This is a genomic window from Clostridium sp. AF32-12BH (assembly GCF_003477935.1).
Classification (GTDB): Bacteria; Bacillota; Clostridia; order Lachnospirales; family Lachnospiraceae; genus Brotaphodocola.
In genome coordinates this window covers 25,385-46,794 of the sequence record NZ_QUEH01000002.1, presented here as the reverse complement: position 1 = coordinate 46,794, position 21,410 = coordinate 25,385, and the positions used below count along the sequence as shown (strand labels likewise).

Sequence of the window (21,410 nt, the reverse complement as noted above, 5' to 3'; positions counted from 1 at the left end):
TTACAACTTCCCCTGTTCCTTCGCAAGTGCCGCAAGCTCATCATGAAGCGCAGAAAGGAGTTCGTTCTCCGGCAGTTTGCGGATCACTTCCCCTTTGCGGATCAGAAGACCCTCGCCGCAGCCGCCTGCAATTCCGAGATCTGCTTCTTTCGCCTCGCCCGGTCCATTCACAACACAGCCCATAACTGCAACCTTCACGTCAAGCTGGTCAAACTCGGTTACCATATTTTCTACCTGGTTTGCCAGACCAATCAGATCGATCTTCGTTCTTCCACAGGTCGGACAGGAAACCACTTCCACGCCGCCCTTTCGAAGACCCAGGGTTTTTAAGATCAGCTTCGCGGATTTGATTTCTTCGACCGGGTCCCCGGTTAAAGAAACACGGATGGTATCTCCGATTCCCTCATGAAGAATAATGCCAAGTCCCACTGCAGACTTGATATTTCCAGAAGTCAGCGTACCGGATTCGGTAATGCCGATATGAAGCGGATAATCCGTCTTTTTGCTGATGATCTCATGCGCTTTTACACACATTAAAACATCGGAGGACTTGATGCTGATAACCAGATTGTCATAGCCCATCTGCTCGATCATGGCAACCTTCTCCAGGGCGCTCTCAACAATTCCTTCCGCTGTCACACCACCATACTTTTCAATGAGCGGCTTTTCCAGGGAACCACTGTTCACGCCGACGCGGATCGGCACTCCATATTCCTTCGCCTTATTCACAACTGCCTGCACCCGCTCCCGGCTTCCGATATTTCCCGGATTGATGCGGATCTTGTCTGCACCGCACTCCATGGCTGCAATGGCAAGACGGTAATCAAAATGAATGTCTGCCACCAGCGGAATATGGATCTGGCGTTTGATGGTCTTTAAGCTTTCTGCTGCCTCCATGGTCGGCACTGCCACACGGATAATGTCACAGCCAGCCTGCTCCAGCTTTAAGATCTGTGCCACGGTTGCCGCTGCATCCTCCGTTTTGGTGTTGCACATCGACTGAATCAGGATCGGATTTCCTCCTCCGATCTTCCGGTTTCCGATCCGGATCTCCTTTGTCATTTTGCGTTCCATTTGCAATTCCCCTTTTTCGTTTCTATACTACATCAGGTTCCGGATATCGTTGAAAAGTACCAGAACCATAAGCGTCATCAGCACTGCCATACCGGCCATATGCACCATACCTTCTTTTTCCGGGTCCACCGGCTTTCCTCGTACCAGCTCAATGAGCAGAAACACAAGACGTCCGCCGTCCAAAGCCGGGATCGGCAAAAGATTCATGATCCCGAGGCTGGAGCTTAAGAGCAGAACCCAGTTTGCCAGAACTAAAGCCACGGCACGGGCACCGATCTGGCGCCCCTCCTGCACAGTTTCCCCTACCATGTTCACGATACCAACCGGTCCGGTCACAGCCTCCTCGGCACGGATCTGGTGCCGAAACAGCATACCAAGACTGTCCATCGTGGACATGACACAGTATTTTACCTCATAGGCACTGTAATGAATGAGCGGCAAAATTCCGTGTACCTTTTGGTAACCACCAAACTGGACACCCATCATGTAGGAATTGTATTCCTCGCTAAAGCGCGGGGTCAAAACTACCATACCGGAGGTCGGACCATCGTTCTTGCCTGTCGCTTCTGCAGAGGCTCCGGCTTCTGTGCCCGCCAGGCCATCGGAAAGTCTTGTAAACTGTACCTTCATCTCCTGTCCCGGATGGGAAAAGGTATACAGCATGATATCCCGGTACGCCGTAATGTGGCGTCCGTTGATTCTGGTGATGCAGTCGCCAGCCTGCAGTCCTGCCTCCTCGGCCGGGCTGCCTTCCATAACTCCGGTCAAGACCGGAGCGTCGTGGCCCACCTGTGCCACGATGATCATGGCAAATAAAAATGCCAGGATAAAGTTAAACACCGGCCCCGCCGCGATCACCGCGATGCGGGATAATACCGGCTTATTATTAAAAGCCTTCGGGTCCGGATTTTCTGCGTCCTCTCCCACCATCATGCAGGAACCGCCAAACGGCAGCGCCTTGATGGAATAGCGGGTCTCGCCTTTTTGAAAACTGATCAGGCGCGGTCCCATGCCGACCGAGAATTCCACAACTCCGATCCCGCTGCATTTCGCCAGCAGAAAATGCCCGAATTCGTGCACCAGTACGATAAATCCAAACAGCAGCACTGCTGCAAGAATGTTCAGCAAACTACCACCTGCTTTCTATATATTCATAGGTTTCCCGTTCTGCGGCAAGTATGGCATCTACGTCCGGATTTTCCACAACCTTGTGATGTTCCATGGCACCCTCGATCATATCGATGATGGTCAGGTAGGAAATCTCGCGGTTTAAGAATTTCCCTACAGCATACTCGTTCGCCGCATTGTAAACCGTCGGAAGGGAACCGCCGCGTGTTCCTGCTTCATAAGCAAGCTTTAAGCCACGGAAGACTTCCATATCCGGGTTCTCAAACGTAATTCTTCCCAGCTTTGCAAAATCCAGACGCTCTCCCGGCAAAAACTTCCGCTCTGGATAATAGAGGGCATACTGGATCGGCAGCTTCATATCCGGAGTGCCAAGCTGCGCAATGACTGCGCCATCCTCGAACTCTACCATAGAGTGAATGACACTCTGCGGCTGTACCACCACCTGGACCTGGTCCATCTCCACGCCAAACAGCCAGCGCGCCTCCATGACCTCCAGTCCCTTGTTCACCATAGTTGACGAATCGATCGTAATCTTTCTTCCCATGGTCCAGTTTGGATGCTTTAAAGCATCCTCCGGACGCACACCTGCCAGCTGTTCTTTCGTCCAACCACGGAACGGGCCACCGGATGCCGTTAACAGGATCTTGTGAATTGCTTTTTTGTCTTCGCCGTTTAAGCTCTGGAAAATAGCACTGTGCTCGCTGTCTACCGGAAGGATCTTCACACCAACCGCTTTTGCAAGCGGTATGATGATGTGTCCTGCCGTTACCAGCGTTTCCTTATTTGCCAGCGCAATATCTTTTCCTGCCTTCATGGCTGCGATCGTCGGGCGGATGCCGATCATGCCTACGATCGCTGTTACTAAAATCTCTGACTCTGGCTGGACGGCCACCTCCAAAAGACCATCCATGCCGCTTACCACCTTCACGGAAAGATCGGCAATGTTTGTTTTTAATTCTGCCGCTTTCTTCTCATCCCATACGCACACCAGTGTCGGATGGAATTTGCGGATCTGCTCCTCGAGCAGTACAATGTTGCTTCCGGCTGCTAGGGCCGTTACCTGAATATCCTGATTGTTCTCCACGACTTCCAGGGTCTGGGTACCGATGGAGCCGGTAGAACCTAAAATCGCTATACGTTTCATTTGTATCTCCTTTTCCAGCCTGTATTATGCAGACTGGCATATAATTTTCAATACGGACGATCAAAACAGAGTCCTGTTACGGCAAAAATAAAAGTGCAAAGAAAATCGCCGGAGCCGTAAACAGCATGCTGTCAAACCGGTCCAGGATTCCGCCATGTCCCGGGATCAAATTTCCGTAATCCTTGATGCCATGATTCCGCTTGATGGCAGAAGCCGCCAGGTCCCCGATCTGGGAGATGACCGCCGCAATGGCACAGGACAGCGTGCATGCCAGTCTTGGATACATCAGCTCTGTCATGTGTCCGCCAAATACCGTGGCAAATAAGAAGCCTAAAAGTGCTGCGCCTGCTACACCGCCCACGGCCCCCTCAATGGACTTTTTCGGGCTTAAGACAGGAGCCAGCTTGTGTTTTCCAAGCAGCATACCAACACAGTAGGCACTGGTATCGCAGCCCCAGGAGCTTAAAAAGATCAGCCATACCAGATACTTTCCGTCTCCCATGGCACGCACCTGGTACAGATAGGACAGCATCACCGCCACATAGAAGACGCCAAAAAAGGATTCTGCCACCTCTTCTGTCCGGTATTTTGGGAAGGTAAACACGTAGATCGCCATCATGACCATAAGTGCAGCAATTGCCATCAGAGTCACATAATGATGCCCGTCAAACCACACCAGCCCATAATACGAAACCGCTGTCAGATACCCAACGATTCCCATGGCATTCTTTTCAATTTTCAGCACCCGGTACAGCTCAAACAGGCCGATCAGGGAGATCAGCGCTGTCACTCCGTACAACAGTGCTCCGCCCTTTCCCACTACTATAATAGCAAGAATGACGAGAATAATACCGCTTACAAGCCGTTTTGTAAACATACGGTTTCCTCCTTATGCCTGTTTTACCCCGCCGTAACGCCGGTCGCGTTTGTTGTAGGCCATGATTGCTTTTTCCAGCTCTTCCTGGTCAAAGTCCGGCCACAGGCAGTCTGTCACATAAATCTCGGTATAGGCAAGCTGCCACAGCAGATAGTTGGAAAGCCGGATCTCGCCGCTGGTGCGGATCAGAAGATCCGGATCCGGCATTCCGGCAGTATCCAGATACGATGCAACAACCTGCTCGGTAATCTCGGCTGCATTCTGTTTGCCATTCTGGCAGTCTTCCACCAGTTTTTTCACTGCGCGGGTGATCTCATCCCGACCGCCGTAATTGACCGCGATCACAAATGTAAGACCGGTGTTATCCTTTGTTTCCGATTCCAGGCGGTTAATGCCGTCGATGATATCCTGATCAAAACGGGTGCGGTCCCCAATCATCTTAACCCGGACATTGTTTGCAGATGCCACCTTCAGCAGCCGCACCATATAAAAACGGAACAGCTGCATTAACGCGCCTACTTCTTCCGCGGAACGTTTCCAGTTTTCCGTGGAAAAACCGTATACCGTTAAATATTCAATTCCCATGCGTGCTGCGATCTCAACCGTTTTTTCTACCGTTACGCAACCTTCCTTGTGTCCCATGGACCGCGGCAGACCGCGTTTTTTTGCCCAGCGGCCGTTGCCGTCCAGGATCAGGGCCACATGTTTTGGGATCACCATTCCCTCTAATTGTTCAGACATAATCTTCCTCCCACAATAGCATACAAAGAAATGGGGAAGATTGCTCTCCCCCACCTTTTTTACTAGACAGTCATAATCTCCTTGGTCTTTGTTTCGATAGCCTTGTCCACTTTCTCGATCATCTTATCGGTGATCTTCTGGATCTTTTCTTCGCCCTGCTTTAAATCATCCTCGGAGATATCTCCTGCTTTTTCCATTTTCTTGATGCTGTCGATGGCATCGCGGCGGATGTTACGGATTGCAACTTTCGCACCTTCCCCTTTTTTCTTTACATCTTTTGCAAGATCTTTACGGCGCTCCTCGGTTAATTCCGGGAATACCAGGCGGATCACGTTACCGTCGTTGGTCGGGTTGATGCCCAGATCAGAAACCAGGATTGCTTTCTCGATCTCCTTTAACAGATTCTTCTCCCAAGGCTGGATCACGATCATGCGTGCCTCCGGTACGCTGACGTTGCCGACCTGCTGGAGCGGGGTCGGGGTTCCGTAATAGTCTACACGGATGCGGTCCAGTACATGCGGGTTAGCACGTCCTGCGCGGATGGATGCGTACTCGTCGAGCAGTACGTCCAGAGATTTCTCCATTTTGTCCTCGTATAACTTTAAGTGTTCCTGCATAGTGTCCTCCTGTTAATCGACGGTCACGATCGTGCCGTTTATTTTACCCTGCATTGCGTTTGCAATGCTGTCTTTTTCATTTAAATCGAATACTGCCATAGGCATTTTGTGCTCCATGCACATGATGGATGCAGTCAGGTCAACCACAGCAAGCTTCTTGTCGATAACCTCCTGGATGCTGATGGTATCGTAGCGCTTTGCATCCGGATTCTTGGCCGGATCGCTGTCATAGACGCCGTCGATGGATTTTGCAAGCAGAATGCAGTCTGCGTCCATCTCCACGGCCCGCAGAGTGATGCCGGTATCGGTAGAGAAATACGGATGTCCGGTTCCTCCTGCAAAGAATACAACCTTGCCTTCCTCAAAATAGCGGTTTGCCTTATCCTTGGAAAACAGTTCTGTTACAGCGCCGCAGACAAACGGTGTCAGAACCTCTGTCTTCATGCCTGCATTGCGGAAGATTTCCGAAACATAAATGCAGTTCATGATGGTAGCCAGCATACCGATCTGGTCTGCTTTGGTACGCTCGATCGCGTCGCTGGTACGTCCTCTCCAGAAATTGCCTCCTCCGATGACAATGCCGACCTGAACGCCTGCATCAACGGAAATTTTCACCTGTCTGGCAACCTCTTTGACTGTATCTTCGTCAAAACCGGTTTTTTTCGGTCCGGCAAGTGCTTCACCGCTTAACTTCAAAAACACTCGTTTCATATCCATATGGTCAGATTTCTCCTTTTTAAATTCTAACGGTATCATACCATATCTTGCAGATTTTGAAAAGAGAAAAAAAACGTGTCGTTCTCAGACTGATTTTTCCGTTTCACACACACCGATGCACAATAGTCTGGAAGTTCAAATTCCTGGAAACGGTACTGGCTGGCACGTTCACCGGCAAGGCGGGAAGGATCACCAAGTTCCATGGCAAAGCTGTCAAGGGGCATAGCCATGCCTTTTCCTTCTACTTTCAGAAAACTTTCTTTTAACGTCCATAAACGGCCAAATAACAGATCCCTTTCCTCTTCTGTTTTCGCAGATAAGAGGATCTGCTGCTCAGCAGGAGCAAAAAAACGTCTGGCTACCTCCATACGTGCTTTCTGTTTGCGTTCCACGTCACACCCGACAGGACAGGCCAGCCATTCCCGGGGACCAGAAAAAGTAGCTTTCTGTTCTGTCTCAATGCGTCCGACTGTCTCAGCACATCCAGAGTTCTTTTTGTCTTTCTGGCATGTAAAGGCAGCCATCACCATAGAGCCGGAATGTGACAGATTAAACTGAATTTCCGGATGGTTTTTCAGGCAAGGTTTTCCATTTTCAATCGCAGCAAACGTTTCGTCCCGCTCTTTCAGACCAAATTGGTTTAACCCGTAATCCAGAAGAAGCCCCGCACCAAGAGACAGCCGTTTGTCTGCCGCATAGCGGAGCTTTTCTATTTTATTCTGTCTTGCTGCAGAAAGACGACATTTTAGAGTCTCTTCTTCCGAAGCAGTGAGCGGGGCATCTGCACGCATCATATATACATATACTTCCATAAGGTTCTCCTCGCTTTTCTATTTTTCTGGCAACCTTAGACTTTCCTGAATTTATTTTCGATGAAATCTTTCTTAAAATGCAAAATGACCGGTTGGGGAACCGGTCATTTCAGGAGAAGGTATTTCGTTTTGTTGCAAAAACTATATAATGTATTGGGGGGTTTACGTCCATTATAGTATCATATCAGAAGCAAAAAGTGTGCACAAACTTGACAAAATTCATCATATTTTTTTGTGCATTTTAGTCAAGTAATGGGTGCGTTTCTGCTGATACATAGCCTGATCCGCCCGTTGAATCAGTTCATCAAGGTCTACCTGTCCGTGTTGTGCCGGAACACGCACAATTCCAAAACTGAAATTTTTCTCATATGGTTTTTCAGATTGCTTTGCAAAATCGTGCTGGATCCAGTACATTTTGCTGTATGCGACTTCTTTGGGGCAGTCTTTCAGGATAATGCAGAATTCATCGCCTCCAAGCCGCGCAAACAGATCATTCTCCCGCGTAATTTTCTTCACAGATTCCACAAAATGGCGGAGATACCAGTCTCCCTCACTGTGCCCATAATTGTCGTTGACATACTTCAAATGATCCAGATCGCAGTAACAAAGCACCAGTTCCGTTTCTGACTGCAGCATCTGCTCTGCTTTCCGCTGAAAATAATAGCGGTTTCCAACCTGGGTCAGCGGATCAATGGATGCCTGCTGTTTTTCCTGCTGTGCCTCTTCGATCAGGAACCCTTCCCGCTGTTTTAACTGCTCTGTCATTGTGTTAAAAGCTTCCGAGAATTCCCCCAGATATGATACTTTCTGGGAATAATCTCCTTTGGCTACCTGCTTTGCCTGCCATGTCAGATGATTTAAGTTTGCATGGATATTCTTCAGGTTTTCACAAAGGAAATTGTCCCGTCCCGGCGTCTCCACGGAAAGAATTCCATTCGACAAAGCAGCGGAATACGCTTTCATCTCCTGCACTGCATGGTCCAGATACTTAAGACCCATGCCCAGCTTTTGAAATGGTTCATCCAGTTTTTCGAGTTCCAGCTTCTGCGGTTTCGCATCATACAGGATCTTTCCGCCAGGATCTGCCGTTCTTCCTCATGATCACTCCGGATCGTAAAGCGATAAACTACAGAGCCTTCCTTTTTACGAAACTTTAAAAGCTTCTTCTGATCTTTGAGTGACACAATCACATGCGTCTGCCCGGCACGAAGTTTTTCCCTTGCCGCATCAAAATTCTCACATCCAAACAGGCGCAGCGCTTCCCGGTTGATCTGAAGAAGATTACGTCCCGGCACAGTATAAGCCATAACGCCGCAATTAATCTGATCCAGAAGGATCTTGACAAAACTATTCTGATACTGGAGTGTATCTGACAATGCTTTTTTATCGTGTTCCAATGATTCTGTTTTTTCTTTGTTTTGTTTTTCCGTATCCCGGTATGTATTTTTCAGATCCTGCAGCTGTTCCTGCTCCCGGCGTTTTTGCTCATCGATAACCTGATAGGTATAAAGTACCTTCTGGACATTTCCTGTCTGATCCCGTTCCGCTTCAATAAACTTTCCGCGGTTCCAGCCCGATATAACCACCTGGTAGTAAGTGTCCAGACAGACTTTGCCATTCATGCGTCCAGACAAGGTCGACAGATTGGTAAAATCCATATACACCATTATATCGTTTTACGACAAAAATATCTATAAAATGGACAAATTATTTTTTACACATTCTAATATTTTGTGATTCTTATCAGAATGATTGTATTATAAACAAAATTCATGTATAATGTTTGCAGCGAATTTCTGTATTTGTTAAAACATAACTTATTCAAACAGTAAAGAGGGATAAAACTATGACGGAGGCGGAACTTGATTATAAAAAGAGACTGCGCAGCATGGATGATATTCTTCATCAGATTTCCCGCATGGATCTTGCAGAGAACAAAGAAGGGCTCTCCGATACCATTCCAAGTCTCCTGAAATCCATCGGGAACTACACCTGTGCAGACCGGTTCTATCTTTATTGAATGGGCCACAAAGGAACATCTTGCGCTCAGCAATACTTATGAATGGTGTGCTCCCGGTATAAAACCGGAAATCGATAACCTGCAGAATATCCCGATCAGCCTCATGCCATCCTGAATGAACACATTCTGGAAACAGGAAACCGTTATCATTCATGAACTGGAAGAAATTGCCGGCAAATATCCACAGGAATATGATTTTCTGAAACCGCAGGGTATTATTTCAGAAAAAACTTTTCGATGACTTTTCCCAGGAACTTTCCGATGCCAGAACCAAATACAAAGGTACCAGTCTCGGTATGGCCATCACCAAACGATACGTTGAACTTATGAATGGACAATCCGGTCCATACCTTTAATCTGATCCTGATGGATATCATGATGCCGGAAATGGACGGCTACACTGCCACAAAATCCATCCGCACACTGTCAGACCGGCAGACGGCAAATGCATTCACGGAAGACATTCAGGCATCCATCCGGGCAGGCATGAACGACCACATTCCAAAACCGATTATTATGAAGCAGGTGGTAAAAGTCATTGCCAAAAATATCAGGCAGTAATCAACCAAACGATTCCGGAGCGCACCGCAAATATAAGAGCATAAAAAAAAGCAGGCATCTTTTCAGCCTGCTTTTCTCATGCTCTTCTTATTCTCTTCTTATCTTCTGTGTTTGGTTTCTGTTAGCACAAACATATCCAACACCATTTTCCGTTTCTTTATAGCATTTTTATAGCATCTTGCCTACTTTTACAGCATCTCTGCAAGCGGACAGATTTTGATTTCTTCTTTTGTAAATGCCTCGCGGATCTTGGCAACAAAGGCAAGCGCGTTTGCACCGTCTCCGTGTACACAGATGGAATCAGCTTTCAGGGAAATATCTTTTCCGGTGATACTCGTTACTTTCTGCTCTTTTACCATGCGGATGACACGGGCGATCGCCTCATTTTCATCGGTGATCATTGCGCCCTCTTTGGTTCTGCTTACCAGGCTGCCGTCTTCTTCATAGGCACGGTCAGCAAACACCTCGGATGCTGCACGCAGACCGCAATCCTGTGCCGCACGGATCATCTCACTCCCGGAAAGAGCCATCAGGATCAGTTCCGGATCATACTCTGCGATTGCCTCACAGATACCACGCGCCAGCTTGTAATCCTTTGCCGCCATATTATAAAATGCGCCGTGCGGTTTTACATGCTGCATTTTCGCACCGGATGCCTTGCAGAACGCATCCAGGGCACCCATCTGGTAAAGTGTATACGCTTTCGCCTCTGCCGGAGACACATTCATATTCCGACGTCCAAATCCCATCAGATCCGGATATCCCGGATGCGCACCAACGCGAATGCCTGCCCCGTTTGCCATCTCGATCGTTTTCTTCATCACCACCGGATCAGATGCATGAAATCCACATGCCACATTCGCGGACGTGATCAGCGGGATTACTTTATCATCCATACCAAGGGTGTAACGTCCAAAGCTTTCGCCCAAATCACTGTTTAAATCTACACAATACATTGGTAGTTCCTCCTGTCATGACTTATTTGATATGCATTGCCGTTTCAATAAACCCGGTATCTGCTTTTCCTTCCGCAAAGACCGGATGGCGCATGATCTGATACTGGAAATCCAGATTTGTCTCCACGCCGATCACAAGCATCTCATTGAGTGCAGAGCGCATCTTCATCAGTGCGGCTTCTCTTGTCGGAGCATGCACGATTACCTTTGCGATCATGGAATCATACTCTGACGGAATCTCATACCCCGTATACAGGCCGGTATCTACACGGACACCATTTCCGGCCGGCAGATGCAGATGTCTCACCACACCAGGACTCGGCATAAAGTTCTTTTCCGGAATCTCCGCGTTGATTCTGCACTCGATCGCATGACCGCGCGGACGTACCTCCTCCTGAGTAAAACTAAGCGGCTCTCCCATGGCTACCCGGATCTGCTCGATGATCAGATCCGTTCCCGTCACCATTTCCGTAACACCGTGCTCTACCTGGATTCTCGTGTTCATCTCCATAAAATAGAAATGTCCTGTTGGATCCACGATGAATTCGATGGTTCCCGCATTCGTGTAATGCACCGTCTTCGCCGCAAGGATCGCGCAGCGGTTCATCTCGGCACGCATCTCGTCCGTAACCGCCGGTGACGGAGACTCCTCGATCAGTTTCTGGTGATTTCTCTGCACGGAACAATCACGGTCTCCGAGCGCAACCACATTTCCAAAGGAATCTGCCATGATCTGGATTTCGACATGGCGTGGATTCTGGACAAACCGCTCAATGTACATCGTGTCATCGCCAAAAGCATTTGCGGATTCCCGCTGGGCAACGCCAAACTGGAACTCAAACTCATCCTCCGACATGGCAACACGCATGCCTTTTCCGCCTCCGCCAGAAGATGCTTTGATCATAACCGGATATCCAATTTCTTTTGCCAGCTGTTTTCCGACCTCCGCATCGTAAACCGGCTCCCTGGTTCCAGGAACTACCGGAACCCCGGCATCCATCATCGTCTTTCTCGCATGAGATTTATTTCCCATACGGTCAATAACCTCTGCATCAGGCCCAATGAACGCAATTTCATTTTCCTTGCACCGGCGTACAAATTCACTGTTTTCTGACAAAAAGCCATAACCTGGATGAATGGCATCCGCGCCCGTGTTCTTAGCTGCCATAATGATCTGATCCATATTTAAATAGTTGTTCTTTGCAGGTCCTTCCCCGATGCAGATTCTCTGGTCAGCAAGCTGAACATGAAGGCTGTTCTGGTCTTCCTTAGAATAGACCGCAACACTCTGGATTCCCATATTTCTGCACGCCCGGATGATGCGGACCGCAATCTCGCCACGATTGGCAATTAATATTTTTTCAAACATCGGCCGCTCCTCCTGCTCTTATAATCTCTTTACGCGGAACAGTGGCTGACCATATTCCACTTTCTGCTCATTGCTTACAAGAACAGCCTCGATCTCACAATCGAATTCACACTGGATCTCATTCATCAGCTTCATGGCCTCAAGGATACATACAGTCTGGCCATTTTTCACATGGTCACCGACTCTTACGAAAGCCGGGATGTCCGGACCTGATGCAGAATAAAACGTTCCGACGATCGGTGCGAGGATCAGCTCGATGTCATCGTTCTCCTCCTCTTTCTCTTCTGCAGCAGTCTGCGGTGCAGCTGCCAGAGCCGGAGCTGCCGGAAGTCCTGCCGTGATCACCGGCGGATGGGTCAGCTTGCTCATCGTAATCTTTGTATCTCCATCCTTAATGGAAAACTCCGTCAGGGAAGAATTCTCAATAATTTTTACCAGTCCTTCAATCTTCTCTAAATCCATATGAATAATCTCCTTATCCTTCTATTCGCTATCCTATTTTTAATCCGGAAACAGTCGTCTGAGACGTTTTGCAACCTGTCTGCATTCCAGAACTTCCTTACACGGTTTATGGATCTGTGCACGCATCGCCATATAACTCTTTTCTTCTTCCTTGTACAACCGCTGGGCTTCTTCAACGGAAACTTCCTGGAAGCGGATCTTATGATCTGTCTTTCTCTGCACCAGTTTCGGAATGTCCACACTGATGACAGTCGCAATCTTTGCATACCCCCCGGTTGTCTGACGGTCTGCAAGCAAAATGATTGGTTTTCCATGGGACGGAACCTGAATCGATCCAAGTGCAATTCCTTCTGAAATAATATCTGACGTTGTCTTCGGCGCAATGAACGGTCCTTCCAGCCTGCATCCCATGCGGTCAAAATCACTCGTTACGGTATACTCTTCATGCAGGAAATTGTGAATTCCCTGCTTGCTGAACATGTGATTCTGCGGTCCCATCACAACACGCAGCATAACACTTTCCTGATCAAATTCGTGAATGTTCAGTTTTCTGGAAAGGAAGAACGGAAGATAATTTCTCTTAATACGGAAACTGATATAATCACCCTCCAGCAGTTTTCTTCCCTTAAATCCGCCAATCTTACTCTTTAAGCTTGTGCAGCGGCTTCCCATCACTACCGGAATTCTCAGGTAGCCAGAGAAAGAAATATAGCCGCGGCTTCCAGATCTTGCGCTTCCGAATTTTAAGATATCTCCTTTATTCATGTAAAGAGCGGTATACATTGGCACCGGCTCTCCATTCACCTCTGGCTGGAAATCTCCACCGGTGATCGCAATGATCGAAGCCGATGTGAACTCCAGAGTTGGACCGATCAGCGTAAATTCCAGAACCGCTTCATTCTCTGGATTATCGATCAGAAGATTTGCTATTTTAAACGAGCGGACATCCATTACCCCCGAAACACCGAATCCCTGGCTCTGATAGCCGCTTCGTCCAAGGTCCTGAACGGTTGTAAGCAGTCCCGCTTTTAATATACGGATTCCCATATTACACCTCACCTTCGCGAACCGTGCACTTATATTCTCCCAAATCGACCAGTTCTTTGATTCGCAGATATTCTTCTTCGTCTATCGGAACAAAGCGGATATAATCTCCCGCTTCAACCAGAATCGGGACCGCCCGCTCCGGATCATAAGTCTTTACCGGTGTCATTCCCATGAGCTGCCATCCGCCAGGGGACTCCATCGGATAAATACCGGTCTGGGAACCGCCGATTCCCACACTTCCAGCTTCAATCTTAATTCTTGGAGTAGCCAGTCTCGGAGTATGCAGCCTTTCATCCAGACCACCAAGGTAACAGAATCCCGGAAGAAAACCAAGCATATAGATCAGATAATCCTTGGAACTATGTAAAGCAATGACTTCATCCTCCGTCATACCTGCATGTTCTGCAATATAAGAAAGATCCGGACCATATTTTCCACCATAACAGACCGGAATTTCATAAATCTTCTTTTTCCCAGTCCCCGCCTTTGTCTCAACCTTCAAAAGCGTTTTCATCCGCTTTGTAATCTCACTGTAAGAAATAACACGCGGATCATAATTGATCAGCAGCGAGCAAAATGCAGGGATCACATCCTGAACACCTTCAATATGCTGTTCCCGCATCAGCTGAACTGTTGCTTTGATCTTTTGATTGATTTCGGGATTGATTTCATTGCCGAACTGAATCAGCAGCGAACTGTCTCCCGCTGTCAAAATATTAATTTCAGCCATATCTTAAATCTCCTTTTAAAAGGTAGTATCACGTAATCAGAAAGGGCCTGTCGCAAAATGCAGCTCGATATTTTCAACCTATCGTTATGCGCTTCATTTTGCTGCAGTCCCTTCTGTTTTTATATTTCATTTGAAGCAAACGTCATAACGCGACCAGTAATTCATAATCCCAGCCCGTGTGATGGTCGCTCACATTTCGCCAAATGACCGATACACTGCACTAGAACAGTCCGCCCATCTTTGTTACAAACGTCGGAATACCCATATATGCGGATAAGATCACAACAATAATTCCAAGAATCAGAAGGACTGTCGGATGATGATAATCCGGTCCCATGATCGACTTCATCTGAGAAGCAATCAGGCAGATACCAAGGGTAATCGGAAGGATCAGTCCATTAAATGCACCTGCAACAACCAACAGGGTTGCCGGATTTCCAAGAATGATCATAACTGCAGTAGAAACTACAATAAACGCGATGATCAAGGCATTTTCGTTCTTCTCAATCGACTTATTGAATGTCTTTAAGAAAGATACGGATGTGTAAGCTGCGCCAATGATCGAGGTAACTGCTGCACATAAAAGCACAAGTCCTGCAAAACGATATCCAATCTCACCTTCGCCCTGTTTGAATGCGCTTGCAGCCGGGTTGGATGCGTCAAGCTCCACACCGGCCTTGGAAACAACACCAAGTACAGCAAGGAACAGGAAAATACGAACAATTGTTGCAATCGTAATACCCATAACGGAACTTCTGTTTACTTCTTTTAAGTTTTCCTCGCCGGTAATACCTGCATCAATCAGTCTGTGTGCACCTGCAAAGGTTATGTAACCACCAACGGTTCCGCCCATCAGGGTAAGGATTGCCGGGAATAACGGCTGAATACCGGTTGACGGAGCAAATGTATTTTTCAGAGCATCTCCTACCGGAGGTTTTACTACAATAATTACAATAAAGATAACCGCGATCATGATCGCTCCAAGTACCTTCGTCAGCGTATCCATGGCTGCTTTTGCATTTTTAAATAAGAAAACCATGATTGCAATCGCTGCTGCAATGACGTAACCCACTGTGGTCGGAATCCCAAGCAACGTATTCAAGCCTAATGCGCCACCGCCAACGTTACCAATGTTGAAAACAAGTCCGCCAAGAACGATCATAAATGATACAAAATATCCAAGTCCCGGAAGAACTTTATTTGCGACATCCTGTCCACGCAGGCCTGTAATACAAAGGACACGCCAGATATTAATCTGTGCGATTGCCGCGAGGATGATCGATACCAGAATGACAAAGCCAAAACTGCCCTGATACTGACCCGTAAATGTGGATGTCTGAGTAAGGAAACCTGGTCCAATTGCAGATGTTGCCATCAAAAATGCTGCTCCCAAGAGCGCGCTGCCGCCTTTTTTCTTTTCACTCATATGAAGTCCTCCTGTCTAATAAAAATTTATGCAACCAACCGATCGGAAGCCGAGCAGTTACAATCCATACAGAAAACACATTCCCAAATTTTTTCTGTATGCGATAAATTGTTTCATAAGATAACTTCAAAAGTTCTTATGATACAAAAAAAGGGCAGACAAATCTTGCTTTAAAAGCGCCGTTGCCTTCCCATTGCAGACAGTATACGCCACATTTTCTGAAAATGCAACTAAAATCTTTATTTTTTTAATTTTACATTGAGTTGTATTTCTTTTTTGCGCGCGTCCGAAGTTTTTCTTTTGTTTAAAACTTATGTTTTTTAAGTCTGTTGAACTATACTCCAGCGAAGGAGCGACACAATAACGGTACAGTTACCTTATATGCGCAATGATTTCAATCCACGATCCCGCGAAGGAGCGACCCTCACGCACCATGCCTTTCATTTGCTTGCAGGTATTTCAATCCACGCTCCCGCGAAGGAGCGACGACACGGCCTTTCGCCATAGCAAGAGCCATCTGATTTCAATCCACGCTCCCGCGAAGGAGCGACACCGGCTGCTGGTTGGGTCAAAGACATCTACCAGATTTCAATCCACGCTCCCGCGAAGGAGCGACGTCAATCGGAGAATCTGCGTCAATCGTTACCGTAACATTTCAATCCACGCTCCCGCAAAGGAGCGACCAAGAAAGCTACTGGCGAGGATTTGCTGATTTATATTTCAATCCACGCTCCCGCGAAGGAGCGACGATCAGGAAAAAGCCATCCGAGTATGGAGATAACATTTCAATCCACGCTCCCGCGAAGGAGCGACAGTCCTAAAGGCCCAGATCAAAAGTGGACAAGGGATTTCAATCCACGCTCCCGCGAAGGAGCGACGACGGTGATACAAAACCAATCCGGGGTTCAGAAATATTTCAATCCACGCTCCCGCGAAGGAGCGACGGAAATGAAGCGGAAGATGGCCAACATCAGGAAATTTCAATCCACGCTCCCGCGAAGGAGCGACTATTTTCCACAGGTCATCAATCTGTTCTTGGGTATTTCAATCCACGCTCCCGCGAAGGAGCGACAGTTATTACGTTCAGTGATTCGTGCGGGAGTTCAATTTCAATCCACGCTCCCGCGAAGGAGCGACATGACATCAAGCAGGCTATTACGGTCGGGCTTGTATTTCAATCCACGCTCCCGCGAAGGAGCGACTTCTTCGCCATTTCCATGCCAATCTGCATAGCAATTTCAATCCACGCTCCCGCGAAGGAGCGACATAGCCCAACGGGATTGCGTAGCCACACAATCAATTTCAATCCACGCTCCCGCGAAGGAGCGACGTGTAATATTTTTGTACAATACGTGACTTTCTGATTTCAATCCACGCTCCCGCGAAGGAGCGACCAAAGCCGCGGAGAATGTGAGCGATACCAAACGGATTTCAATCCACGCTCCCGCGAAGGAGCGACAGGGCCTGACCTTCAAGCATGGCCGCAAATAAAAATTTCAATCCACGCTCCCGCGAAGGAGCGACAAGGAGCAGCCGTATTTTCCGGATGCTCCGGATATTTCAATCCACGCTCCTGCGAAGGAGCGACCAAGTGCTGCAACGGGTTCTTTGTAACTTTGCATATTTCAATCCACGCTCCTGCGAAGGAGCGACCCAGTAACGACAAGTATACCTTAAACTTCTATAAGATTTCAATCCACGCTCCTGCGAAGGAGCGACTTCTCGCCCCCTATTGATCTTTACAAGGTCAAAACATTTCAATCCACGCTCCTGCGAAGGAGCGACCCTTGCCGCTATCTGTGGAAAGGGGAAGAATATGGCATTTCAATCCACGCTCCTGCGAAGGAGCGACCCGTCCCATGCCGCTTCAACGTCTTCTTTGGTTATTTCAATCCACGCTCCTGCGAAGGAGCGACGACAACCCTTGTTTCCAAGGTTACCCGCACAAATATTTCAATCCACGCTCCTGCGAAGGAGCGACAGACCACAGCCACAGCAACACCGCCTACTACAACAATTTCAATCCACGCTCCTGCGAAGGAGCGACGCCGATTGATAATGAGGGCTGTACGCTTTCCTAATTTCAATCCACGCTCCTGCGAAGGAGCGACAACACTGGAAGGTTTTCTTGGCAGCAATATCAAGATTTCAATCCACGCTCCTGCGAAGGAGCGACAAATCCCGTGGAACTATGACCCGGATGCTTACAGTATTTCAATCCACGCTCCTGCGAAGGAGCGACTTGTCTGCACTGGCTGTCACCGTGATAACATAGATTTCAATCCACGCTCCTGCGAAGGAGCGACGTATAACATAAAATCAAAATAGGGTGATAGTATATATTTCAATCCACGCTCCTGCGAAGGAGCGACGATTGGAAACTTTTACCTTAAAAATGGAGCGAGATTTCAATCCACGCTCCTGCGAAGGAGCGACCGAAACGCATATCTCATTGAGCTTTTTAAGATTAAATTTCAATCCACGCTCCTGCGAAGGAGCGACCCAACAACCACACCACCAGCCCATTCGCCCTGCCAATTTCAATCCACGCTCCTGCGAAGGAGCGACTCAAAGAGGGTAACCTTCTTGGCAGTGACACCGATTTCAATCCACGCTCCTGCGAAGGAGCGACATACTTAAAACCCGCAAACCCGCATAAACACTGATTTCAATCCACGCTCCTGCGAAGGAGCGACTGGATTTGACACTTACACGGATAAAGAATACCTTATTTCAATCCACGCTCCTGCGAAGGAGCGACAATGCGGGTACAAAAACACTACGCTGAACAAAACATTTCAATCCACGCTCCTGCGAAGGAGCGACTACGCAAGGCAAGGTCCCGGCGTGGTACTACTTCGTATTTCAATCCACGCTCCTGCGAAGGAGCGACGCTCATGACATTCGATCATCGTATCCACCTCCTAAAATTTCAATCCACGCTCCTGCGAAGGAGCGACGCCTACGACAACGAGTACATGGGCGAAGCCAACGATTTCAATCCACGCTCCTGCGAAGGAGCGACTATTGTCGCAAAATAAGCCAGGAACTTTTGATACAGATTTCAATCCACGCTCCTGCGAAGGAGCGACGGATCGCCAACATATGCAGTCATACCGGATACGGAAATTTCAATCCACGCTCCTGCGAAGGAGCGACTTTAGCTTCTGTTGCATACTTGTCGTACATCTGGATTTCAATCCACGCTCCTGCGAAGGAGCGACAACGGTGTGCTGGCCGGAGCATAAAATGCAGATCATTTCAATCCACGCTCCTGCGAAGGAGCGACAGGGGTAAAGGTAAAACTATCCTCATGATTTTTGATTTCAATCCACGCTCCTGCGAAGGAGCGACCCTGATTTGGCTATGATTTGTGATACTCCATTTAAATTTCAATCCACGCTCCTGCGAAGGAGCGACGGCAATGTAGCTTCGTTTGCTGTCCTTGTCCTCATTTCAATCCACGCTCCTGCGAAGGAGCGACGGGAAATCGTCTCTTATGACAAGGACGGTAGCCAAATTTCAATCCACGCTCCTGCGAAGGAGCGACTCCCTGCTGTTGTTTGCTTCTGCCTGTTTTGCGATTTCAATCCACGCTCCTGCGAAGGAGCGACCGGAATGTTTGGGCAAACGTACTTTCCAATCAAATTTCAATCCACGCTCCTGCGAAGGAGCGACTGACGGGTGACGCAAGTTACCACATATACACTGGATTTCAATCCACGCTCCTGCGAAGGAGCGACGAAGAATGTACTGAATGTGGTTTACCATAAGGACACATTTCAATCCACGCTCCTGCGAAGGAGCGACAAGTAATCAGCTATTTTTTTAAGCCTGTCATACGGATTTCAATCCACGCTCCTGCGAAGGAGCGACACACATATATCATTTCGCAAGGAGACAAGTACGATTTCAATCCACGCTCCTGCGAAGGAGCGACGTATACAATCGGTAGTAACCAGCTCATCGGACAGATTTCAATCCACGCTCCTGCGAAGGAGCGACGTCATTTCATCTACCATGACCTTGCCCTCATACAAAATTTCAATCCACGCTCCTGCGAAGGAGCGACCCTGCTGGAGACTGCCAGCAGGAAACAGCTCCCGATAATTTCAATCCACGCTCCTGCGAAGGAGCGACTGATATACCGGATACACTCTTACACTTTTCACTTATTTCAATCCACGCTCCTGCGAAGGAGCGACCAGGTCATACGGCTGGTTTAGTCGTGGCTTGACCGATTTCAATCCACGCTCCTGCGAAGGAGCGACTAAGTGGGTGATAACAGGCGTTAGCAGCACATTATTTCAATCCACGCTCCTGCGAAGGAGCGACATTTATCAGGGGTTTCGGTGTGTAGGGAGTCAGTCATTTCAATCCACGCTCCTGCGAAGGAGCGACCTTGCAGGAGCCGGTTCAGTTGTATCGAAACAGGATTTCAATCCACGCTCCTGCGAAGGAGCGACTATACGTACTTTGTTTCAAAATGGGTCAATCGAATTTCAATCCACGCTCCTGCGAAGGAGCGACTCCATTGGAGCTTATGACCGTTCTCATAATTTACGATTTCAATCCACGCTCCTGCGAAGGAGCGACTTGAGAAGCAGTCTGATACACTTACGAGCGTGATATTTCAATCCACGCTCCTGCGAAGGAGCGACATCAGCTTGTTTTGAAGTTCCGTCCTCATTTAAAACATTTCAATCCACGCTCCTGCGAAGGAGCGACCTCCGCAAGCACTTCTTCCCGGTTTCGATACAACTATTTCAATCCACGCTCCTGCGAAGGAGCGACATTATAGCGACACAGATTAGACCGTCTGGCAAAGATTTCAATCCACGCTCCTGCGAAGGAGCGACGGTATCAAGAGCGAGTTGTAGAGGGCAGACCGAAATTTCAATCCACGCTCCTGCGAAGGAGCGACAACTATCTGCTTCGGTCTTGTCCTATTCATTGATATTTCAATCCACGCTCCTGCGAAGGAGCGACTTACCGCATATCTGCGGTCACTCAAAGGGGGATTATTTCAATCCACGCTCCTGCGAAGGAGCGACCCAGTCCACTCCGTACCCTCTTTCATTCATCAGCCATTTCAATCCACGCTCCTGCGAAGGAGCGACGGCTTTCAATGCGTCCTTTACATCTTCCCTTGTAATTTCAATCCACGCTCCTGCGAAGGAGCGACGGTGGATTCGGAGTCGTATATACATAGCTTCGAATTTCAATCCACGCTCCTGCGAAGGAGCGACGTCATTTATCACTAATTTTCTTTCTCCAACATACAATCTTCTCTCACATTTCGCACAAATCATATTTTTAGGATGTTTCAAATTGATTTCGATAAATGCTCATTTAACACGTTTTGTTACTTTTTTCGGGTGCGAGTCTCCTGTCATTTTTATGTACACTTTCGACTCGCACCGAACACGTACTACATAATCAATACCTGATCAGCGGCTGTACCGCGGTCTACACCTACATGCTCGATTTTCGTCTGGTATTTATTTCCCAGATAATAAAATCTCAGGCTGTCCACCTCAGCATCTATGATATCTGTCAGAATGGATTTTAGCATAATGCATTGGGCGTTATCGAGAATGCATTCGAACACAGAATTTTGCACTCTTCGCCCGTAGTTCACACATTGCTTGGCAACTTTTCGCAAGCGGGCTCTTCCTGCTGCTGTTTCTGTATTTACATCATAAGTAATCAATACAAGCATCTTCTGC

At 48.0% G+C, this 21,410-nt stretch carries 20 protein-coding genes and 1 CRISPR repeat array; of the genes, 2 read left to right on the top strand and 18 right to left on the bottom strand.

The genetic code is table 11. The annotated features are described in order from the left end of the window. The 10 genes from ispG to DWZ40_RS01690 all read right to left on the bottom strand — a co-directional run bounded on the left by ispG (position 1) and on the right by DWZ40_RS01690 (position 8,768). Positions 1-1,074, bottom strand: a complete 1,074-nt coding sequence (ispG, locus tag DWZ40_RS01735) for a flavodoxin-dependent (E)-4-hydroxy-3-methylbut-2-enyl-diphosphate synthase (RefSeq protein WP_118540430.1) — start codon at positions 1,072-1,074, stop codon at positions 1-3. A 27-nt stretch (positions 1,075-1,101) separates the two neighbouring features. Beyond that, the gene (locus DWZ40_RS01730; RefSeq protein WP_347560021.1) at positions 1,102-2,202 is read right to left on the bottom strand and encodes a site-2 protease family protein; all 1,101 of its coding nucleotides are present in this window, start codon (positions 2,200-2,202) and stop codon (positions 1,102-1,104) included. 1 nt (position 2,203) lies between these two features. Then, on the bottom strand, positions 2,204-3,346 hold the full coding sequence (locus DWZ40_RS01725) for a 1-deoxy-D-xylulose-5-phosphate reductoisomerase (protein WP_118540429.1): 1,143 nt from the start codon (positions 3,344-3,346) through the stop codon (positions 2,204-2,206). Positions 3,347-3,422: 76 nt separating this feature from the next. Further along, positions 3,423-4,223: a phosphatidate cytidylyltransferase gene (locus DWZ40_RS01720; protein WP_118540428.1), complete on the bottom strand. Its 801-nt coding sequence runs from the start codon at positions 4,221-4,223 to the stop codon at positions 3,423-3,425. A gap of 12 nt (positions 4,224-4,235) precedes the next feature. Then, positions 4,236-4,964, bottom strand: coding sequence for an isoprenyl transferase (locus DWZ40_RS01715; protein WP_118540427.1), 729 nt, complete (start codon positions 4,962-4,964; stop codon positions 4,236-4,238). 62 nt (positions 4,965-5,026) lie between these two features. Beyond that, on the bottom strand, positions 5,027-5,581 hold the full coding sequence (gene frr / locus DWZ40_RS01710) for a ribosome recycling factor (protein ID WP_118540426.1): 555 nt from the start codon (positions 5,579-5,581) through the stop codon (positions 5,027-5,029). A 12-nt stretch (positions 5,582-5,593) separates the two neighbouring features. Continuing rightward, positions 5,594-6,298 (bottom strand): UMP kinase, encoded by a 705-nt coding sequence (gene pyrH / locus DWZ40_RS01705; RefSeq protein ID WP_118540425.1) that lies wholly within the window; start codon positions 6,296-6,298, stop codon positions 5,594-5,596. A gap of 35 nt (positions 6,299-6,333) precedes the next feature. Beyond that, complete coding sequence (locus DWZ40_RS01700; protein ID WP_118540424.1) at positions 6,334-7,110, bottom strand: 4'-phosphopantetheinyl transferase superfamily protein; 777 nt, start codon at positions 7,108-7,110, stop codon at positions 6,334-6,336. Between the two features lie 222 nt (positions 7,111-7,332). Further along, entirely contained in the window at positions 7,333-8,109 is a 777-nt protein-coding gene (locus tag DWZ40_RS01695) for a GGDEF domain-containing protein (protein WP_118540423.1), read from the bottom strand. Next, positions 8,070-8,768, bottom strand: a complete 699-nt coding sequence (locus DWZ40_RS01690) for a hypothetical protein (protein WP_147354120.1) — start codon at positions 8,766-8,768, stop codon at positions 8,070-8,072. Before DWZ40_RS01690 ends, DWZ40_RS01695 begins: the two co-directional genes overlap by 40 nt. Before the next feature lie 188 nt (positions 8,769-8,956). Here DWZ40_RS01690 and DWZ40_RS19340 point away from each other — a divergent pair, with 188 nt between their 5' ends. Then, the gene (locus DWZ40_RS19340; RefSeq protein WP_182430453.1) at positions 8,957-9,130 is read left to right on the top strand and encodes a hypothetical protein; all 174 of its coding nucleotides are present in this window, start codon (positions 8,957-8,959) and stop codon (positions 9,128-9,130) included. A gap of 215 nt (positions 9,131-9,345) precedes the next feature. Here the strand turns inward: DWZ40_RS19340 and DWZ40_RS19735 are convergent, their stop codons facing one another. Further along, entirely contained in the window at positions 9,346-9,507 is a 162-nt protein-coding gene (locus tag DWZ40_RS19735) for a hypothetical protein (RefSeq protein ID WP_207664485.1), read from the bottom strand. Here DWZ40_RS19735 and DWZ40_RS01680 point away from each other — a divergent pair. Further along, positions 9,497-9,691, top strand: a complete 195-nt coding sequence (locus tag DWZ40_RS01680; RefSeq protein WP_243035155.1) for a response regulator — start codon at positions 9,497-9,499, stop codon at positions 9,689-9,691. The genes DWZ40_RS19735 and DWZ40_RS01680 overlap by 11 nt on opposite strands. A gap of 188 nt (positions 9,692-9,879) precedes the next feature. On the opposite strand, the gene DWZ40_RS01675 is transcribed toward DWZ40_RS01680, so the two are convergent. The 7 genes from DWZ40_RS01675 to cas2 form a co-directional block, all read right to left on the bottom strand. Next, positions 9,880-10,647: a 5-oxoprolinase subunit PxpA gene (locus tag DWZ40_RS01675; protein ID WP_118540420.1), complete on the bottom strand. Its 768-nt coding sequence runs from the start codon at positions 10,645-10,647 to the stop codon at positions 9,880-9,882. Between the two features lie 22 nt (positions 10,648-10,669). After that, positions 10,670-12,016 (bottom strand): acetyl-CoA carboxylase biotin carboxylase subunit, encoded by a 1,347-nt coding sequence (gene accC / locus DWZ40_RS01670; protein ID WP_118540419.1) that lies wholly within the window; start codon positions 12,014-12,016, stop codon positions 10,670-10,672. Positions 12,017-12,034: 18 nt separating this feature from the next. Then, complete coding sequence (gene accB, locus DWZ40_RS01665) at positions 12,035-12,478, bottom strand: acetyl-CoA carboxylase biotin carboxyl carrier protein (RefSeq protein ID WP_118540418.1); 444 nt, start codon at positions 12,476-12,478, stop codon at positions 12,035-12,037. A gap of 39 nt (positions 12,479-12,517) precedes the next feature. Then, positions 12,518-13,525, bottom strand: a complete 1,008-nt coding sequence (locus tag DWZ40_RS01660) for a biotin-dependent carboxyltransferase family protein (protein ID WP_118540417.1) — start codon at positions 13,523-13,525, stop codon at positions 12,518-12,520. Position 13,526: 1 nt separating this feature from the next. Further along, positions 13,527-14,255, bottom strand: coding sequence for a 5-oxoprolinase subunit PxpB (gene pxpB / locus DWZ40_RS01655; protein ID WP_118540416.1), 729 nt, complete (start codon positions 14,253-14,255; stop codon positions 13,527-13,529). Positions 14,256-14,475: 220 nt separating this feature from the next. Further along, positions 14,476-15,681, bottom strand: coding sequence for an NRAMP family divalent metal transporter (locus DWZ40_RS01650; RefSeq protein WP_118540415.1), 1,206 nt, complete (start codon positions 15,679-15,681; stop codon positions 14,476-14,478). A 391-nt stretch (positions 15,682-16,072) separates the two neighbouring features. Continuing rightward, a CRISPR array of direct repeats spans positions 16,073-20,930; the repeat unit is 31 nt; unit sequence ATTTCAATCCACGCTCCTGCGAAGGAGCGAC. Between the two features lie 182 nt (positions 20,931-21,112). Beyond that, a complete protein-coding gene (cas2, locus tag DWZ40_RS01645; protein WP_118540414.1) occupies positions 21,113-21,403 on the bottom strand; it encodes a CRISPR-associated endonuclease Cas2 in 291 nt (96 codons plus the stop codon). Positions 21,404-21,410: the final 7 nt, after the last annotated feature.

Coding starts and splice junctions, on each gene's coding strand:
- ispG (WP_118540430.1), bottom strand. CDS start 1,074: ATGGAACGCAAAATGACAAAGGAGATCCGGATCGGAAACCGGAAGATC.
- DWZ40_RS01725 (WP_118540429.1), bottom strand. CDS start 3,346: ATGAAACGTATAGCGATTTTAGGTTCTACCGGCTCCATCGGTACCCAG.
- DWZ40_RS01720 (WP_118540428.1), bottom strand. CDS start 4,223: ATGTTTACAAAACGGCTTGTAAGCGGTATTATTCTCGTCATTCTTGCT.
- DWZ40_RS01715 (WP_118540427.1), bottom strand. CDS start 4,964: ATGTCTGAACAATTAGAGGGAATGGTGATCCCAAAACATGTGGCCCTG.
- frr (WP_118540426.1), bottom strand. CDS start 5,581: ATGCAGGAACACTTAAAGTTATACGAGGACAAAATGGAGAAATCTCTG.
- pyrH (WP_118540425.1), bottom strand. CDS start 6,298: ATGGATATGAAACGAGTGTTTTTGAAGTTAAGCGGTGAAGCACTTGCC.
- DWZ40_RS01700 (WP_118540424.1), bottom strand. CDS start 7,110: ATGGAAGTATATGTATATATGATGCGTGCAGATGCCCCGCTCACTGCT.
- DWZ40_RS01695 (WP_118540423.1), bottom strand. CDS start 8,109: ATGGGTCTTAAGTATCTGGACCATGCAGTGCAGGAGATGAAAGCGTAT.
- DWZ40_RS01690 (WP_147354120.1), bottom strand. CDS start 8,768: ATGGATTTTACCAATCTGTCGACCTTGTCTGGACGCATGAATGGCAAA.
- DWZ40_RS19340 (WP_182430453.1), top strand. CDS start 8,957: ATGACGGAGGCGGAACTTGATTATAAAAAGAGACTGCGCAGCATGGAT.
- DWZ40_RS01680 (WP_243035155.1), top strand. CDS start 9,497: ATGGATATCATGATGCCGGAAATGGACGGCTACACTGCCACAAAATCC.
- DWZ40_RS19735 (WP_207664485.1), bottom strand. CDS start 9,507: ATGATATCCATCAGGATCAGATTAAAGGTATGGACCGGATTGTCCATT.
- DWZ40_RS01675 (WP_118540420.1), bottom strand. CDS start 10,647: ATGTATTGTGTAGATTTAAACAGTGATTTGGGCGAAAGCTTTGGACGT.
- accC (WP_118540419.1), bottom strand. CDS start 12,016: ATGTTTGAAAAAATATTAATTGCCAATCGTGGCGAGATTGCGGTCCGC.
- accB (WP_118540418.1), bottom strand. CDS start 12,478: ATGGATTTAGAGAAGATTGAAGGACTGGTAAAAATTATTGAGAATTCT.
- DWZ40_RS01660 (WP_118540417.1), bottom strand. CDS start 13,525: ATGGGAATCCGTATATTAAAAGCGGGACTGCTTACAACCGTTCAGGAC.
- pxpB (WP_118540416.1), bottom strand. CDS start 14,255: ATGGCTGAAATTAATATTTTGACAGCGGGAGACAGTTCGCTGCTGATT.
- DWZ40_RS01650 (WP_118540415.1), bottom strand. CDS start 15,681: ATGAGTGAAAAGAAAAAAGGCGGCAGCGCGCTCTTGGGAGCAGCATTT.
- cas2 (WP_118540414.1), bottom strand. CDS start 21,403: ATGCTTGTATTGATTACTTATGATGTAAATACAGAAACAGCAGCAGGA.